18 protein-coding genes are annotated in these 15,588 nt (G+C 71.6%); 6 read left to right on the top strand and 12 right to left on the bottom strand.

Going from position 1 to position 15,588, the window contains the following annotated elements:
• Positions 1-22 precede the first annotated feature (22 nt).
• Positions 23-931: an asparaginase gene (locus tag ACGFIM_RS14280; protein WP_393200012.1), complete on the top strand. Its 909-nt coding sequence runs from the start codon at positions 23-25 to the stop codon at positions 929-931.
• Here the strand turns inward: ACGFIM_RS14280 and ACGFIM_RS14275 are convergent.
• From ACGFIM_RS14275 to ACGFIM_RS14260, 4 genes are read right to left on the bottom strand one after another with little or no spacing between them, the layout of a single operon-like run.
• Entirely contained in the window at positions 928-2,433 is a 1,506-nt protein-coding gene (locus ACGFIM_RS14275) for a DUF2207 domain-containing protein (protein ID WP_393200010.1), read from the bottom strand. The genes ACGFIM_RS14280 and ACGFIM_RS14275 overlap by 4 nt on opposite strands.
• 1 nt (position 2,434) lies before the next feature.
• Positions 2,435-4,582, bottom strand: coding sequence for a tetratricopeptide repeat protein (locus ACGFIM_RS14270; RefSeq protein ID WP_393200008.1), 2,148 nt, complete (start codon positions 4,580-4,582; stop codon positions 2,435-2,437).
• 2 nt (positions 4,583-4,584) lie between these two features.
• Entirely contained in the window at positions 4,585-4,956 is a 372-nt protein-coding gene (locus ACGFIM_RS14265; protein WP_393200006.1) for a CU044_2847 family protein, read from the bottom strand.
• A gap of 44 nt (positions 4,957-5,000) precedes the next feature.
• A complete protein-coding gene (locus ACGFIM_RS14260) occupies positions 5,001-6,077 on the bottom strand; it encodes an FAD-dependent monooxygenase (protein ID WP_393200004.1) in 1,077 nt (358 codons plus the stop codon).
• Between the two features lie 295 nt (positions 6,078-6,372).
• Between ACGFIM_RS14260 and ACGFIM_RS14255 the strand changes: the two genes are divergently transcribed.
• Positions 6,373-7,272, top strand: a complete 900-nt coding sequence (locus tag ACGFIM_RS14255) for a TetR/AcrR family transcriptional regulator C-terminal domain-containing protein (RefSeq protein WP_393202546.1) — start codon at positions 6,373-6,375, stop codon at positions 7,270-7,272.
• 196 nt (positions 7,273-7,468) lie between these two features.
• Here ACGFIM_RS14255 and ACGFIM_RS14250 read toward each other — a convergent pair whose 3' ends face one another.
• Complete coding sequence (locus tag ACGFIM_RS14250; protein ID WP_393200002.1) at positions 7,469-8,203, bottom strand: alanyl-tRNA editing protein; 735 nt, start codon at positions 8,201-8,203, stop codon at positions 7,469-7,471.
• Between the two features lie 28 nt (positions 8,204-8,231).
• Between ACGFIM_RS14250 and ACGFIM_RS14245 the strand changes: the two genes are divergently transcribed.
• Positions 8,232-8,897, top strand: coding sequence for an SGNH/GDSL hydrolase family protein (locus ACGFIM_RS14245; RefSeq protein ID WP_393200000.1), 666 nt, complete (start codon positions 8,232-8,234; stop codon positions 8,895-8,897).
• Here ACGFIM_RS14245 and ACGFIM_RS14240 read toward each other — a convergent pair.
• From ACGFIM_RS14240 to ACGFIM_RS14220, 5 genes are all read right to left on the bottom strand, one after another.
• Positions 8,882-9,247, bottom strand: coding sequence for a DUF2516 family protein (locus ACGFIM_RS14240; RefSeq protein WP_393199998.1), 366 nt, complete (start codon positions 9,245-9,247; stop codon positions 8,882-8,884). The two genes, ACGFIM_RS14245 and ACGFIM_RS14240, sit on opposite strands and share 16 nt — an antisense overlap.
• 125 nt (positions 9,248-9,372) lie before the next feature.
• Complete coding sequence (locus ACGFIM_RS14235) at positions 9,373-9,810, bottom strand: hypothetical protein (RefSeq protein ID WP_393199996.1); 438 nt, start codon at positions 9,808-9,810, stop codon at positions 9,373-9,375.
• Between the two features lie 3 nt (positions 9,811-9,813).
• Positions 9,814-10,305, bottom strand: coding sequence for a helix-turn-helix transcriptional regulator (locus tag ACGFIM_RS14230; protein WP_364063042.1), 492 nt, complete (start codon positions 10,303-10,305; stop codon positions 9,814-9,816).
• A gap of 60 nt (positions 10,306-10,365) precedes the next feature.
• Positions 10,366-11,271 carry a M56 family metallopeptidase gene (locus ACGFIM_RS14225; protein WP_393199994.1) on the bottom strand — a complete coding sequence of 302 codons (906 nt, stop codon included), beginning with the start codon at positions 11,269-11,271 and terminating at the stop codon, positions 10,366-10,368.
• Positions 11,268-11,624 carry a BlaI/MecI/CopY family transcriptional regulator gene (locus ACGFIM_RS14220; RefSeq protein ID WP_393199992.1) on the bottom strand — a complete coding sequence of 119 codons (357 nt, stop codon included), beginning with the start codon at positions 11,622-11,624 and terminating at the stop codon, positions 11,268-11,270. The genes ACGFIM_RS14225 and ACGFIM_RS14220 overlap by 4 nt, the downstream gene beginning before the upstream one ends.
• 107 nt (positions 11,625-11,731) lie before the next feature.
• Here ACGFIM_RS14220 and ACGFIM_RS14215 point away from each other — a divergent pair, with 107 nt between their 5' ends.
• From ACGFIM_RS14215 to ACGFIM_RS14205, 3 genes are all read left to right on the top strand, one after another.
• Positions 11,732-12,382, top strand: a complete 651-nt coding sequence (locus ACGFIM_RS14215; protein ID WP_393199990.1) for a hypothetical protein — start codon at positions 11,732-11,734, stop codon at positions 12,380-12,382.
• Positions 12,375-13,388, top strand: coding sequence for a methyltransferase (locus ACGFIM_RS14210; RefSeq protein ID WP_393199988.1), 1,014 nt, complete (start codon positions 12,375-12,377; stop codon positions 13,386-13,388). Before ACGFIM_RS14215 ends, ACGFIM_RS14210 begins: the two co-directional genes overlap by 8 nt.
• 70 nt (positions 13,389-13,458) lie before the next feature.
• A complete protein-coding gene (locus ACGFIM_RS14205; protein WP_393199986.1) occupies positions 13,459-13,962 on the top strand; it encodes an O-acetyl-ADP-ribose deacetylase in 504 nt (167 codons plus the stop codon).
• Between the two features lie 25 nt (positions 13,963-13,987).
• On the opposite strand, the gene ACGFIM_RS14200 is transcribed toward ACGFIM_RS14205, so the two are convergent.
• Positions 13,988-14,788, bottom strand: a complete 801-nt coding sequence (locus ACGFIM_RS14200) for a class I SAM-dependent methyltransferase (protein ID WP_393199984.1) — start codon at positions 14,786-14,788, stop codon at positions 13,988-13,990.
• Positions 14,781-15,524: an SDR family NAD(P)-dependent oxidoreductase gene (locus ACGFIM_RS14195; protein ID WP_393199982.1), complete on the bottom strand. Its 744-nt coding sequence runs from the start codon at positions 15,522-15,524 to the stop codon at positions 14,781-14,783. The genes ACGFIM_RS14200 and ACGFIM_RS14195 overlap by 8 nt, the downstream gene beginning before the upstream one ends.
• Positions 15,525-15,588: the final 64 nt, after the last annotated feature.

The raw sequence follows: 15,588 nt of genomic DNA, 5'->3' as shown, positions 1-15,588 counted from the left end.
CGTGTCGAAAGGGGTTGTGAACATGTCGATGATTGTGGAAGTCGTCCGGTCCGGGTTCGTGGAGTCCACGCATCTGGCCCGTGTGCTGACCGTGGACGCGCAGGCGCGCCCGGTCGAGACCAGAGGTGCGGTGCACGTTCCCGCCTCGCCACGGTCGTCGATGAAGCCGCTCCAGGCGCTCGCCATGCTGCGTGCCGGGCTGCGCCTGGAGGACGAGCTGCTGGCGCTGGCCTGCGCGTCGCACTCGGGCGAGCCGTTCCACGTGGAGGGCGTCAGGAAGATCCTCTCGGACGCGGGGCTCGACGAGTCGGCGCTGCAGTGCCCTGAGGACTATCCGTTCGACCGGGCGGTGACCGAGCGCGGGCGGGTCTACATGAACTGCTCGGGCAAGCACGCGGCCATGCTGGCCACCTGCGTGGTCAACGACTGGCCACTGGAGACGTACCGGGAGCCCGCGCACCCGCTGCAGCGGGCGATCAGGGAGACCGTGGAGGAGCTGACCGGCGAGCGGGTCGCCGCGTCGGGCGTGGACGGCTGCGGCGCGCCGCTGTTCTTCGTCTCGATGCTCGGGGTGGTCAAGGCGTTCCGCGCGTTCCCGCTGTCGTCGCCCGACTCGTACGAGCGCAAGATCTTCGACGCGATGCGCACCTACCCGGAGTGGACATCGGGCACCGACCGGCCCGAGGCCAAGCTCATGCGCGCCCTGCCCGGCCTGATGGTGAAGGCCGGGGCCGAGGCGTTCGAGGCGTTCGCGTTCGAGGACGGCCGGGCCGGGGCGATCAAGGTGGAGGACGGGCACGCGCGCGCCCGCACCCCGGTCACCGTGGCCGCGCTGCGCTCGGTGGGCCTGGACGCGCCCGAGCTGGCCGAGCTGGGCGCACCCGCCGTGCTGGGCGGCGGGAGGCCGGTCGGCGAGCTGAGGGTGCGCTAGAGGCTGCGGAACTGGCGGGTGGCGGAGATGGCGCCCGACGTCGTCGCGGTGAACGTGCGCATCGATCCGGCGAACTTCGACAGGTCCCACTCCGCCGGCCCGTGATACCAGTACAGGTTGTCGGCCTGCTGCCCGTTCCCGGTGACGGAGGCCACCACGCGCGACCAGTGCTCGACCCCGTCGAAGATCACCGCGTACGGCAGGTAGCGGGAGAACAGCTCCACCCGGTGCTGCTCGGGCACGTTGCCCAGCTCGCCGGAGAACAGGAACTCGCGAAACCGCAGGGTCTGCGCGAGCGCGGCCGAGCCCTTCGCGGTCTTGGCCGGCATGTACTGCCCGCCGACCGCCAGCGCGCCGCCCGCGATGATGACGGCCAGGCCGAGCAGCCCGTACGTGGTGAACCAGGCCAGCGCCGCGGTCGCGAGCAGCCCGACGACCATGAGCACCACGCCGATCGTGGTCCAGCGGGTGCGCTCGGTGTCGGGCCTGCGGGCGAACCAGCCCTGCTTGACCACGTCGGTGTAGAGCGCGTCGCGCACCTTGCCCAGGTGGCTGGCGAACGTGCCGGACAGCTGCGACAGCAGCACCGCGTCGCGGCCTTCGAAGATGGCGTCGTAGAGCGCCCGCTCGTACGGCAGGAGCGCGTCGACCGGCGCGTTGTGCAGCCTGACGAGCATCCAGTCCGGCGCGTCGTACGCCTGCCGCGGCTGCTCGTCGATGCGCAGGTAGCCGCGGACGGCGAGGTCCACGATGGTGGCGGTGACGTCGATGACGTCGGCCTGCTCGTCCACCAGCGTGCCGATCTGGCCCGGCCGCACCCCCTCGGGCGGGGCGAACTGGCCGTTCTGCACGGGGTTGACCGCGCCCTCGTGGCTCGCCGCCCTGGCGTCGCGCCCGCGCGTCCAGTAGAGCAGGCCGACGCCGCCGAGCAGCAGCACCAGCAGGCCGGCCAGGGCGCCGCCGGTGACGGCGTTGAGCGTGAAGGCGGCCGACAGCGAGAACCGCCGGTCCAGGATGGGCTCGGCGCCGGTCGCGCCCTTGGGGTAGCCGACGACGACGGTCAGCGCCTCGCCGGGGGCGAGGTCCTCCTGCTCGAAGTCGGCCTGGATCGCCTCGTGGTCCATCGAGGCGGAGGTGCAGCCGATGGCCGAGGTCAGCGCACCGGCGAAGCACGACAGGTTCTGGACCTGGCCGGGGCCCTTGACGTGCACGGTGGCCTTGGCGACCGGCTGGTTCCAGCCGCTGACCGCGAACCAGCGCAGCTCCTCGATGTCGCCCGACGGTGTGACCGCGCCCTTGACGTCGTACTCGACGGTCTGGCCCGTCACGGTGAGCACGTCGCCCGACAGCGTGCCGCCCTTGACGTTCGAGATCTGGTAGAGGCGGTCGTTGGTGTCGTCGTAGCGCGTCTTGGTGATGAACGTGCGCTTGAGCTCTCCCGACGCCCCGCCGATCTTCTCGACCACGTGCAGGGTGCCGTTCTTGCCTAGGGTCAGCGTCACCTCATCCGTGATCCCTGCCTGGGCCGCTACCGCGGTCGGCGCGGTGGTCAACGTCAGAGCGGTGGCCGCCAGGGCGGCCATCGTGAGTCTGAAACCCGTCATGGCGGGACATGGTATCGGTTCGTGTTGATTTGTCTTCGTCGCTCGCGTCCTGCCAGGTCGGCGGGTGCAGGCGTGGCTGTGCGATGCTGAAGAACTGCATGACCGGAGCGAAAACAGTAGAGCTGAGCAGGGTGAGGCCTCCCTCGCCGAGCAGGTCCCACCGGTACCGGTAACCGCCCTTGACCGCCCTCATCAGCGCCTCACCTGCGATCCGCACGGCGCGGAACGTCGCCCGGCGTCCCTGCAGCGCCGTCGAGATCGCCAGCCGGCACTGGGTGGCCAAGGTGTCGACATGGCTCTCGCCGAGGATGCGGCGGCGGCCTTCCAGCACATCGGAGAAGATCTCGGCGGCCCGCTTGTATTGGTTGTCCTCGAGAAGCCCCTGCGCATACCAATGAAGAGCGTCGAGCAGAACGGGGTGCCCCGTCCCCAACTGCCGCTTCAGCCCGGCCGCCGCCTCTCCTAGGACCGCCAGGCCCGCGCTCGTGCGCCCCGCCCGCACCAGCGTGCGGCCGTACATGGCCGCCGCCGCGAGCGTGTGCGGGTTGTCGCGGCCGAGCACGTCCTTGCGAGCCCGGTGGACGCACTCCATGAGCGTGATGGCCGCAGCCTCGTTCTTCTTCTTCTCGTGCGACGGGTAATCGGTGATGATCAGAGCCGTGGCCTGCACCATCATGGCGTCGAGGCACCCCGGGTGCAGCTCGTGGCCGAGCGCCCGGTACTCCTCGACGACCTTCGCCGCCTCCTTCCTCGTCTCCAGGAAGTGGCCGAGCTTGTTGCGCGCCGACATCCGGACGGTGCGGGCGGCGAGCACGTCGAGCGGGTCGGCCGCCCGCGCCCAGCGCTCCAGCGCCTCGTCCATGAGGGACACCGCGGCCTGCAGCTCGCCCGCGTCGTGCAGGACGCGCGCCCGGTCGGTGGCGATGCGCAGCAGCACCCGCTCGTCGCCGTGCTCGCGGAAGTACTCCATGGTGCGCCGCGTCAGGTTTCGGGCCTGCCGGTAGTCACCGAGGCGGGAGAGGACCATCGCGAAGCGGTGCAGGAGCAGCAGGTACTCGGCGCCGTACGCGGTCTCCGAGCCCTCGTAGCGGCGCAGCACCTCCGCGCACCGCTCCCTGGCCTCGTCGAACCGGCCCAGAGCCTCAAGACTCTCGGCCAGCTCGCTCTGGGCACGCAGGATGTCGGCCGTGTCGAGGTGTTCGCGGATCCAGCGGCGAAGGTCGTCGCAGGCCGGCTCCGGGGTGAGCGTCTTGACCAGCTCGTACAGGAACCGGCGCAGCCGGTCCTCCCCGGGCAGCTCCTCGGCGACGTGCCGGATCGCGTCCCACACCGAGCGGAAGTCGGGGTGGGCGCCGCTGCCGGGGAAGACCCGCTGCACCAGCTCGCGCAGGTCCGTGCCGGTCCCGGCCGCCGCCACGATCCGGCGCAGCTCGCGCCGTTCGTCCTGCGACAGCCAGGGCAGGTCGAGGACGTCGTCCAGCTCCTCCCAGTGGCGGCGGATGGACGAGACGGGCAGCATCCGGCCGGTGAGCCTCGTCGAGGGCCTTGCCTTGTCGGTGAACATGCCGATGACGTCGCCGGTCTCGTCGTCGTAGACGGCCGCGCCGCTGAAGCCTTTGTCGGGGATCTCGGCGTGGGCGACGACCACCCGCAGGTGCTGCCACTCGCCGAACAGGTCGGTGGTGGTGAGTGAGAGCTCCAGCGGAGCGCCCGTGTGATCGCTTTGCCGTAGGAACCCGTGAGCCACGTAACCGTCCCCCGGGTCGGCACGCGTCACCAGCTTGGCCGGGGTGATGTCCACTGCGCGTTCGAGTCGTAGCACGGCGACGTCGCCGAAGTCGTCCTGAGCCCGCCAGGGCCCCGTCATGTGGATCGTCGCGCGCAGCCCGAGCAGGTCACCTCTGCCCGCCTGAGGGAAGGACACCAAAGGCGCGCTCTCCTTCAGCGCCACGTGAGCGCAGGTGAGCACCAGGTCGGGCGTGACCAGGAATCCGGCGCCCAGAGTGCCCTCCGGCCCGTGGACGCGGGCGCGCCACGCCCCTTTCACGGTCAGCCGTTCTGGCCGGTGGGGCCGGGGGCCTGCCCGTCGCTCCGGTCGGAGGCCTGCCAGCGGAGCCTGACGACGAGCTGGCCCTCCGTCTTGCCCTTGGCGACCACCGCCCCGACCTCGGCTTGGAGCTTCACGCCGAACTCCAGCTCGACCTCGTCGGGCCCGATCGGCAGATCGCGGAACGTCCTGAGCGCCGCCGCCGCGGCGTCGCGCACATCGGAGAGTGACTCCTCCAGCCGGAGCTTGGCCTGGCGAAGCGTACCGGCTCCGATGCCGGCCGACTCCCATCCTCCGTCCGTCTCCTCTCCGGAGCCGGACTCGACCAGTACAGTGCCGCCGTCTTCGAGTTCCCACCGCACGAGCTCGGTCACGCCTTGAATCTACCTCCGCTTGACCGGATCGTGGCGGGAACCGCTCAGCCGATCGAGATCGCGTTCGCCGCCCGCTGGACGCTCTCCATCGGGGCGGGCCCGCCGGGGTTCTCGGTGACGAGCGCCTGGTTGGCCGCCACGAACGGCCGCATGCGCCGCTCGTAACGCTCGCCCGCGCCCTCGGGTCCCGCCAGCAGCTCCTCGGCCAGCACGTACGCCCCCACCATGGCCAGGCTGGTGCCCTGCCCGGACAGCGGCGAGGCGCAGTAGGCGGCGTCGCCGACCAGCGTCACTTTGCCGCTGGTCCACCGCTCCATCTTGATCTGGGCGATGGGGCCGAAGGAGAAGTCGTCGGACTTCCACATGGCCTCGATCAGCCTGGGCGCCTCCCACAGCCGCCCGCAGCGCTCCTCGATCAGCCGCTTCTGCTGCTCGACGTCGCGGTGGTCGTACGCGATGGGCGCGCTCTCGAAGCCCAGGTTGACGATCATCTTGGCGGGGTCGCGGTCGCTGAAGGCGACGCCGCCCGCCGCGCCGTCGTTGAACCAGGTCTGCCAGTGGTCGAGGCCGAGGAAGTTGTCGGTGGTGAAGACGGAGATGTACGTGCCGAGGTGGTGGAGGTAGCGCTCCTCGGGGCCGAAGGCCAGCGCGCGCACCCGCGAGTGCAGGCCGTCGGCGCCGATGACGTGGTCGTAGCGGTCGTGCCCGCCGCCTTCGAACGTCACCTCACCGTCCTCGGTCAGGGTGGCGATCGAGTCGCCGTAGACGCGGCGGGCCGGGCTCGCGGCGGTGAGCACGGAGACCAGGTCGCCGCGCATGATCTCGATGTCGGGGCCGTCGATCCTGCCGCCGCTGATCGTCGCCTCGGTGTCGCGCATCAGCTCGTTGCCGTCGCGGTCCACCATGGACATGCCGCGCTGGGTCGTACGCAGCGCTCTGACCTCCTCGAGCACCCCCATGCGCTCCGCCACGACGAGCGCCGCGCCCCTGATGTCGATGGGCTGCCCGCCGGTGCGGAGGGCCGGGGCCCGCTCGATCACCGTCACGTCGGCGCCCGCGCGCCCCAGGAAGTGGGCGAGCACCGCACCCGCCACGCCCGAGCCGGAGACCAGGATCTTCATATCGTCACGCTCCTTGCTGTTGACGTTGTACGCAGAACTGAATGTATGTAGTACATACAGCAGGTAGCAAGCTATAGTGGGGAAGATCTGTACTAGTACAGGAGGTTAGATGACGACAGGGCCGGGGTCGGCTCCCCAGGCGGGCTCAGACGCGGGCTCGCGTGCGGGTGCCGAGGCGGGTTCGGGGGCGCGTTCCCCAGCGGGCTCAGGCGCGGGCTCGGGTGCGTATTCCCGAGCGGGATCGGGCTCAGGTTCTCGGGCGGGAGCGGGAGAGGGTGTCCCGCCGCACGCTCGCATCGCCGCAGACATCAAGCGGCGCATCGCCGACGGCAGGCTCCGCCCCGGCGAGCGGGTGCCCTCGACCAGGCAGCTCGCCAGAGACTGGAACGTCGCGCTGGCCACCGCGGCGAAGGCGCTCACGCTGCTGGCCAGGGAGGGAGTCGTGGTCGCCGAGCCCCGGGTGGGCACGGTCGTCGCGCAGAGCCGTACGCGCAAGGTGCCGCGCGCGCTGTCGGACGACGACCTGACCCGCGAGCGCATCGTGCGCGCGGCCGTCGAGATCGCCGACGAGGAGGGCCTGGACGAGCTGACCATGCGCGGCCTGGCCACCCGGCTCGGGGTGGCCACGATGTCCCTCTACCGCCACGTGGGCGGCAAGGACGAGCTGGTCATGCTCATGGTCGGGGCGGTGATCGAGGACTTCCCGCTGCCCGGAGAGCCGCCGGAGAGCTGGCGCGCGGGGCTGGAGGTCTCCGCGAGGACACAGTGGGCCGCCTACCGCGCGCACCCCTGGCTGGCCCACACGACCACGCTGACCCGGCCCATGCCGTCGCCCGCCCTGCTCCAGCACACCGAGTGGGCCATGCGCGCCCTGGAGGGCACCGGCCTCGACCCGGTGACCAAGATGTACGTGCACACGCTGATCTTCAGCTACGTGCAGGGCATCGCGGCCAACCTGGAGCACGAGCGCCGGGCGCGCGCGCAGACCGGCATGAGCGCGGGCGAGTGGATGGACGCCCAGCAGCCGGCCCTGCGCGGGGTGGCCGAGTCGGGCGAGCTGCGCGCCTTCGGCAAGGTCATCGACGAGCTCGGCGACGACTTCGACCTCGACCTCGACCGGCTCTTCGAGTTCGGCCTGCAGCCGCTGCTCGACGGTCTGGAGAAGGTGGTCGGCCCGCGAGCCGGCACGCGGTGATCGACGCACAGGCCGGCCCGCGGTGACGGGCTCGGGGCCGGAGCGCGGTGATCGGGCGTGGTGATCGGGTACGGGGCCGGGGCATGGTGATCAGGCGCGGTGATCAGGCGTGGTGATCGGGCGTGGTGATCGGGCGCGGTGATCAGGCGCGGTGATCGGGCGCGGTGATCAGGCGCGGTGATCGGGCTCGGGCCGGCTAGTCCGCGATGCGGATGCGCAGGCGGCGGAAGCCCTTCCCCTTGCTCTCGATCTTGGTCACCTCGATGCGGCCGATCTGCTTGGTCGAGGCCACGTGGGTGCCGCCGTCGGCCTGCGTGTCGAGGCCCACGATGTCGACGATGCGCACGTCCTGCACGCTCTCCGGCACGAGGTTGGTGGCGGTGCGGATGATGTCGGGGATGGCGAACGCCTCGGCCCTGGGCAGCACCCGCACGTCGATGCGACGGTCGGCGGCGATCTCGGCGTTGCAGGCCGCCTCGACGGCGTCCTTGAAGCCGGGCGGCACCTCCGGCAGGTTGAAGTCCATGCGCGCGGTGAGCGGCTCCATGTTGCCGCCGGTGACCAGGCAGCCGTAGTCCCTGAACACCACGCCGCACAGCACGTGGAGCCCGGAGTGCGTACGCATGAGGGCCGAGCGCCGCTCGTCGGCCACCGCCCCCTTGACGACGGTGCCGACCGGCGGGATGGGATCGCCCTCCGCCGGAATCAGGTAGAGATCGTCCCCTTTGCGGGCGCCTACGATGCGCGTCTCGACACCCTGCCAGATCAGAACGCCGTGATCCGCCGGTTGGCCGCCCCCACCTGGATAGAATGCCGACCTGCTCAGCACGATGCCCTCGGGGGTGGCGTCCAGGACGACGGCCTCGAAGTCGCGCAGATTCTGGTCGGAAAGCTCCAGTCGTTGCGTGCGTCCGTGGAGATCGGTGCTCATGTCGGAAGCCTAGTGCCCTGGGGTGGTCATGCGGAGGCTTACGCGATACGCCGCGGTCCTCGCGCTGCTCGCCCTGCCGGCCTGTGGAGGCATCGGGGCGGCGCGCGGGGCGAGGACACCCGCACCCGTGCTGATGTTCGTGGGCGACAGCTTCACCGTGGGCTCGGGGCCGGTGCCGCGCTGGGAGACCTACGCGGCCCACACCGGCAGGCTGATGGGCTGGCAGCCGATCATCGCGGGCGCGGGCGGCACCGGGTTCTGCAACGCCGGGCGGGTGGGGCGGACGTTCGAGCGCTCGTACGAGCTGGAGCTGGCCTGGCGGCCCGCCCCCGACCTGCTCGTCATCTCCGGCGGCCACAACGACCGCCGCTGGAGCCCCGACGAGGTGCGTGACGCCGCCGCCGCGCTGCTCGGCAAAGTGCGCGCACGCTGGCCGGAGACCGAGACGGTCGTGGTGGGGCCCATCTGGCTGAAGGAGCCGCCGCGCAAGGCGTACCGCGTGCGCGACGCGCTCGCCCAGGCCGCCGCCGCCCAGAAGGTGCCCTTCCTCGACCCCCTGCACATGACGTGGCCGCCCGAGGCGGTCCTGCCCGACGGCATCCATCCGACGCGCTCCGGGCACGAGCGGCTCGCCGCCTGGCTGGCCGGCGAGCTGAAGGCCCGCCGGGAGCAGGGGCTTTACCAGGGGCCGTAGGGACCGCTGCTGCCGCGGCCGCCCATGCCCTTGACGGCCGGCTTGACGTCCACGATGTAGATGGTCGCCGCGATGACCGCCGCGATCGAGAAGATGCCGAGCCCGATCCCGATGAAGGTGCTGCTGCCGACCACCGAGAAGGCTTGGAAGTAGCTCAGCGCGCCGCCGGCGGAGAACAGCGTGGCCAGGGCGAGGATCAGCAGCCACAGGTTCTTCTGCAGCTTGCCCGCCGCGATGAAGGCGTTGGCGGGCACCCGGATGGCGTGCACGAGCGCGTAGGCCGACATGCAGAAGATGCCTATGGCCAGCACCAGGAAGAGGAGGTTGAAGACCCCGTAGATCGCGTTCATGTAGTCGTCTCCGCCCAACGCCTCGATGCAAACGGCTTCAGCCTAATAGGAGCCCTGCGTGCGCGGGCACCCCGTAAGCGGAAAGTGGCCCGCCTCCACAAGGGAGGCGGGCCCGAAAAGGTGGGTCAGGCCTTGGTCTTGCCCGCCGTGCCCGCCGTGGTCGTGGAGCGCGGCTTCCTGGCCGGCTTGACCGGCTCGGCGGCCGGCGGCTCGGCGGCCACGGACACCTCTTCCAGCTCCAGCGCGGCCTCACCGGTGGTCTTGCTGACCACGCGGCGGCCACGGGTGGCGAACTCCTCGTAGACCTCGCTCGCCTTGTGGGTGAGCTGGTCGGCGTACGTGCGGGCCTTCTCGGGCAGCTCCCTGGCGATGCCCTCGGCCTTGTCGGCGTACTGGCGCGCCTTGACCGGCAGCTCCTTGGCCAGCTCGAAGCGGCGGGACTGGAGCTTCTGCAGGTGCTCGGGCAGCTCGCGCAGCTTCTCCACGGCGTAGTCGCCGACACCGGCGACGGCGTAGAACGGCTTGGACTCGGTGAGCTTCTTGACTTCGGTGGCGAGCGTCATGGGTTAACCTTCCTTGGTTTCCTGGGTGACGTTGTCGTCGCGCGAGGGCGCCGCATAGGGCTCAAGAGCGGCGCGATACTCCTCGGGCAGCGGCTCGTCGTCCGATCGGGAGTCGCGCTGGGGACGGGCATTCTGGGAGGTCTGCTCGTCCCCGGCCGGCTGCTCCTTGCGGAACGACTCGTAAATGTCGATCAGCACCTGACGCTGGCGTTCGGTGAGATGCGGGTCGGCCCTGATCGCGGTGAGCACGTCGCTGGGCGGCTCACGGTCCTCGATGAGGCCCGCCTGCACGTAGAGCGCCTGCGAGGAGATCCGCAGACCTTTGGCGATCTGGTTGAGGATCTCCGCGCTCGGCTTGCGCAGGCCGCGCTCGATCTGGCTCAGGTAGGGGTTGGAGACCCCGGCCGCCGCGGCGAGCTGGCGCAGCGAGATCTTCGCCTGCTGCCGCTGTTCGCGGATGTATTCACCGATCGAGCCGACTTTGGGTAGTGCCATACCCATAGTCTGCATCGCCCTGCTTGCAATTGCAAACAGGGTGGTTAACACCTGCAAGCGTCAGAGCTGCAGGAACCAGAGAAGCGGCGCGCTGGTGACCAACGTCACAGACAGCGCGATGTAGCCGTACCGTACGTGCGCCGCCAGCTCGGGAAGCGGCTTGACCAGGCGATCCACCCTTGCCATGACGTGGCTCGCGTGGACGCCGAGCATGCCCTGCGGCGCCGGCATCGCGCCCGCCGTGCCGAAACGCAGCAGCGCCGTCGCCAGGCGGCGCGGCGAGCAGTAGCGGCGCGCCCGGTCGTCGGCGGCCATCTCGACCAGTAGCTCGACCTGGGCCTGCGCGTCGGCCACCACCTTCGACCAGGGCAGCGCCCTGCGCAGCGCGGCGAACGGCAGCAGCACGAGGTCGTGGCGCTCGCGTACGTGGGCGGCCTCGTGAGCGAGCACGGCGGCCAGCTCGTCCTCCGACAGCAGCTTGAGCGCGCCTTCGCTGACCACGACCTGCGAGCGCAGGCCCGGCACACAGTAGGCGGCGGCGCTGGGATGGGCGAGCACCCGCACGCCCGGCACGCCCGGGTCGTCGTGGGAGGTCAGCGCGAGCAGCATGCGGTGCCTGCGGCGGGCCCGCAGCGCCTGCACTCCCGCGGTGATCAGCACCGCGATCAGTACCGCGAGCGCGGTGAGCCCGGCGATCAGCGCGAGCACGTGGAGGGGATCCCACGCCTGCGGGGGAGTCTCGCCCCGCGCGAACGCGGCGAGCCCCGGAATGACGCCGGTGCCGTAAGGCTGGACCGCGAAGGCGAGCATGGCGCCTGTGGTGGCGAGCCCCCAGGCGAGGCCGAGTGACTGCCAGACGATGATGGCCAGCCTGGGGGCCCGGGAGGTCCATCGAGCGGTGGTGAAACGCCAGGAGCCGACCGCGCACGCCGTGGCGAGCGCCGCCAGCACCACTGCCGTGATCACTCTTCCTCCAGCTCCTCAAGGGCTTTGCGCAGGATCTCCGCCTCCGGGCCCGACACGGCCTGGGCGAAGCGGGTCAGGGCGGCCGATCGGTCGCCCGTCAGGTCCAACGCCTCCAGCATAAGCTCGGCGATGTATGCGTCACGGCTTTCGGCCGGCTGATATCTCCACGCGCGCCCATCGCGGGTGCGCTGCAGGAAGCCCTTGCGGGTGAGGCGGTCGAGAACGGTCATCACCGTCGTGGGTGCGAGGTCACGGTCGGCAATCAGCTTGCCGACCTCGCGGGCGGTCAGCGCCTTGCTCTCCGCCCAGAGGATGTCCATGATGCTGCGCTCAAGCTCGCCAAGACCCTTCACGTCTTTCAGACTAGCTCTACAACGTGTCGAGCTGGCATCCGGGGCTTGAGACTCCCTAACGTTGCTACGGTGTCACCTTCCGTAATCGACAAGGGAGTGCGCCGAGCGTGGACCCGGTAGACGAGCGGCGGCTCGACCAGCTGATGTGGCGGCTGGAGACGTGGGCGGTCTTCGCCCGCGAGCCGGGCGTCACCCCATCCGTGCAGGCCGCGCTGGAGCGGCACTGCCGGATCGACCACGCCGCGATCCTGCTGTTCCCCAGCACGATCGACGACCTGCGCGCCTCGCTGTGGGCGCGCGGCTTCGAGATCCGGCGCACCTGCCCCAGCACCGTCGTGCGGCGGCGGCTGGCCGAGCGCTACGACCTCGACCTGCCCGTCGCCATCGTCTACGCCGTGCGCGCCGCGGGCGGCCCCGCGCTGGAGGTGTTCGTGCCGGAACCGGGACCGGGATTCGCGCGCATCGCGGCCCGCGAACGCGAGCGCAACGAGGAGACGCACCTCGCGCTCGACGTGCTCGCGCCCGACGAGATCGTGGTGCGCGGCCTCGGCAGGCTGCTCACCTCGGTGCTCGGCTTCGCGCCCGACGGCGGTGGGTTCAACCCGTACGAGGACGAGGCCAGGGGAGGCCGTACCGTGCTGTACTTCAGCCGGCCGACCGCCTGGCCCGGCCGGGTCGAGCTGGCCTGCGCCGGCCACTATCCCCACATCCTGCGCTCCCACCTGGCGCGCACGCCCGAGCTGGTGGCCGATGGCTGACGACGGCGCGCAGCGCGCGGTGCTGAGCAGGCTCACCGGCGCCTGGCTCACCCAGGCGGTGGCCGCGATGGCCGAGCTGGGCGTGGCCGACCGCCTGTACGAGCGGCGGCTGACCTGCGGCGAGCTGGCCCGCGAGTGCGGCGTCCACGCGGGCGCGCTCCACCGGCTGCTGCGCCTGCTGGACAGCCACGACCTGGTCGAGCAGGACATGGGCGGCGCGTACGCGCTCACGCCCACCGGCGCGCTGCTGTCGCGCCGCCACCCGGAATCGCTCGCCGACCTCGCGCTGTTCTACGCGGGCCCGTTCTACGCCTCGTGGGGCGCGCTCGCCTACGCGGTGCGGACCGGCAGGCCGGGCTTCGAGCACGTCTACGGCAAGCCGTTCTTCGACTACACCGCCGAGCACCCCGACATGGGCGCGGCCTTCGACCGGGCCATGGCCTGCGGCACGTCGTTCTTCGCGCAGGTGCCGCAGGTCTACGACTTCACCCGGCACCGCCACGTGGTGGACGTCGGCGGTGGCCGCGGCACGCTGCTCGCCGCCGTCCTGTCCCAGGCCGAGGGGGTGCGCGGCACGTTGTTCGACGGCCCGGGGGCCGTCGAGCGGGGCCGCGCCGCGCTGACCGACGCGGGCCTTGCCGGCAGGTGCGAGTTCGTGCCGGGCGACTTCTTCGAGCACGTGCCGCCAGGCGGCGACGTCTACCTGCTCTCGCGGATCCTGCACGACTGGGACGACGAGTCTGCCGCGCGGGTGCTGGCCTGCTGCCGCAGGGCCGTACCCGGCGGCGGGCGGCTGCTGGTGATCGAGCGGCTCGTCCCCGACCGGCCGCACGACGCGCCCGGCGCGCTCGCGATCGCCTGGGACGTGCACATGCTGGTCAACAACGGCGCGGGCCGCGAGCGCACCCGCGCCGAGTACGAGCACCTGCTCGCCGGCGCCGGGTTCGAGCTGGAGGACGTGCGCGCGCTGCCGCTGGACGTCACCGTGCTCGTGGCGCGCGCCTGATCCGGCTCTGCGGTACCGGCCGCTGTTTCGGCAGGCTCTTTCGGCGGGCTCTTTTGGCAGGCTCTGTGCCATGGAACTCACGCTCGTCCAAGGTGACATCACCGAGCAGCAGGTGGACGCGATCGTCAACGCCGCCAACTCCTCGCTCCTGGGCGGCGGCGGCGTGGACGGCGCGATCCACCGGAGGGGCGGCCCCGAGATCCTGCAGGAGTGCAGGAAGCTCAGGGCCGGACGGTACGCCGGCGGCCTGCCGACCGGCCGGGCCGTGGCGACCACGGCCGGCCGGCTGCCCGCGCGCTGGGTCATCCACACCGTCGGGCCCGTCTACTCGCGCTCGGAGGACCGTTCTCACTTGCTGGCCTCCTGCCACGTCGAGTCGCTGCGGGTGGCCGACGAGCTGGGGGCGGAGTCGGTGGCCTTCCCCGCGATCTCGACCGGCATCTACGGCTGGCCGGTCGGCGACGCGGCCCGCATCGCGCTCGACGCGGTGCGCTCGGCCGGCACGTCGGTGCGCGAAGTGCGGTTCGTGCTGTTCGACGCCGCCGCGTACGCCGCCTTCGAGGCGCACCTGTAGCGGGCCGCGACGCCATGGGGGCTCGTCAGCGGGGGGCGATGGCCGACCAGGGGAGGGTCAGTTCGCCGAGGCGCCAGCGGGCGACGCCGCCGAGCGGCGGGTGGGCGGGCACCGGCCAGGTGCGCGACAGCTCGCCGATGGCCGCGAGCCAGCGCTGCCGCCGCCCGTGCGCGCCGTAGGGCGCGCTGACCGCCCACGCCCGGTCGAAGTCGCTGAGGAACGCGTGGATCCGCTCGCCGGGGACGTTGCGGTGGATGAGCGTCTTGGGCAGCCGGTCGGCCAGGTCGGAGGGCCGTTCGAAGGCCGCGAAACGGGCGGAGAACGTGACGGTCTGCGGGCCGCGCGCCGTGAGGCCCACCCAGACGGCCCGCCGCCCGTTCTCCGAGGAGGTGCCCTCCACGAGCACGCCGTCGGGCGCGAGGCCGGCGCGCAGCACGTCCCAGTAGTGCCACGCCTCGTCCTCGCCGTACTGGCGCAGCACGTTGAAGGCGCGGACGAGCGTGGGCGGGCGCGGCACGGGCAGCTCGAACCCGCCGAGCCGGAAGCTCAGCCCCTCGCGCTCGTACGGCCGGGCCAGCGCCACCCGCGCCGGGTCGATCTCGATGCCCATGACCTCGACGCCCGGCGCCACCCGGCGCAACCGGGTGAACAGCTCGAGCGTCGTGGTGTGCGAGGCGCCGTAGCCGAGGTCCACGACCAGGGGCCGCTCGGCCGCCCGCAGCAGCCGGCCGTGCACGGCGGCGATCCAGCGGTCGCCGCGCCGCAGCCGGTTGTGGCCCGTCGTGCCCCGGGTGATCGTGCCGACCGGCTTGGCCGGTCTAGCCACTGACGCGGTGGACCTTGTGCTGTGCGGCCTGGGCGCGCGGGCGGATGACCAGGCGGTCGATGTTGACGTGGGCGGGGCGGGTGACGCACCAGGCGATGGCGTCGGCGATGTCGTCGGAGGTCAGCGGGTCGGGCACGCCCTCGTAGACGCGGGCGGCGGCCGCCTCGTCGCCGCGGAACCTGGTGACCGCGAAGCCCTCGGTCTTGACCATGCCGGGCGCGATCTCGACGATCCGCACCGGCCGGCCGACCAGCTCGAGGCGCAGGGTCTCGGCCATGGTGCGCTGGGCGTGCTTGGCCGCGACGTAACCGCCGCCGCCCTCGTACGCGACGTGCCCCGCCGTCGAGGTGAGCAGCACCAGCACGCCGTCGCCCGATTCGATGAGCTTGGGGATCAGCGCCTGGGTCATGCGGAGGGTGCCGAGCACGTTCACGTCGTACATGCGCTGCCAGTCGTCGAGCCTGGCCTCGGCGACAGGCTCCATCCCGAGCGCCCCGCCCGCGTTGTTGACGAGCACGTCGCAGCGCTCAAGCCCGGCGACCAGCTCGTCCACCGACTCCTGCGAGGTCACGTCCAGCGCCACCGGCCTGATCGAGGGCACCTCCGCGGCCAGCTTCTCCAGCCGGTCGCGGCGCCGTGCGCCCGCCACCACGTCGTAACCCTCGGCGGCGAGCCGCCGCGCGGCCGCCTCGCCGATGCCGCTGCTCGCACCGGTCACCACAGCTGTTCTGCGCATGCCCTCCATCCTGCCAGGAGCCGGGAGGTGCACCTTTGTACCTCCACAAATGACCATCTGTCGG

The organism is Nonomuraea sp. NPDC049309 (assembly GCF_043196965.1).
Taxonomy (GTDB): Bacteria; Actinomycetota; Actinomycetes; order Streptosporangiales; family Streptosporangiaceae; genus Nonomuraea; species Nonomuraea fastidiosa.
Note: the sequence above shows the minus strand (reverse complement) of the source record. Positions and strands in the feature narration are given on the sequence as shown.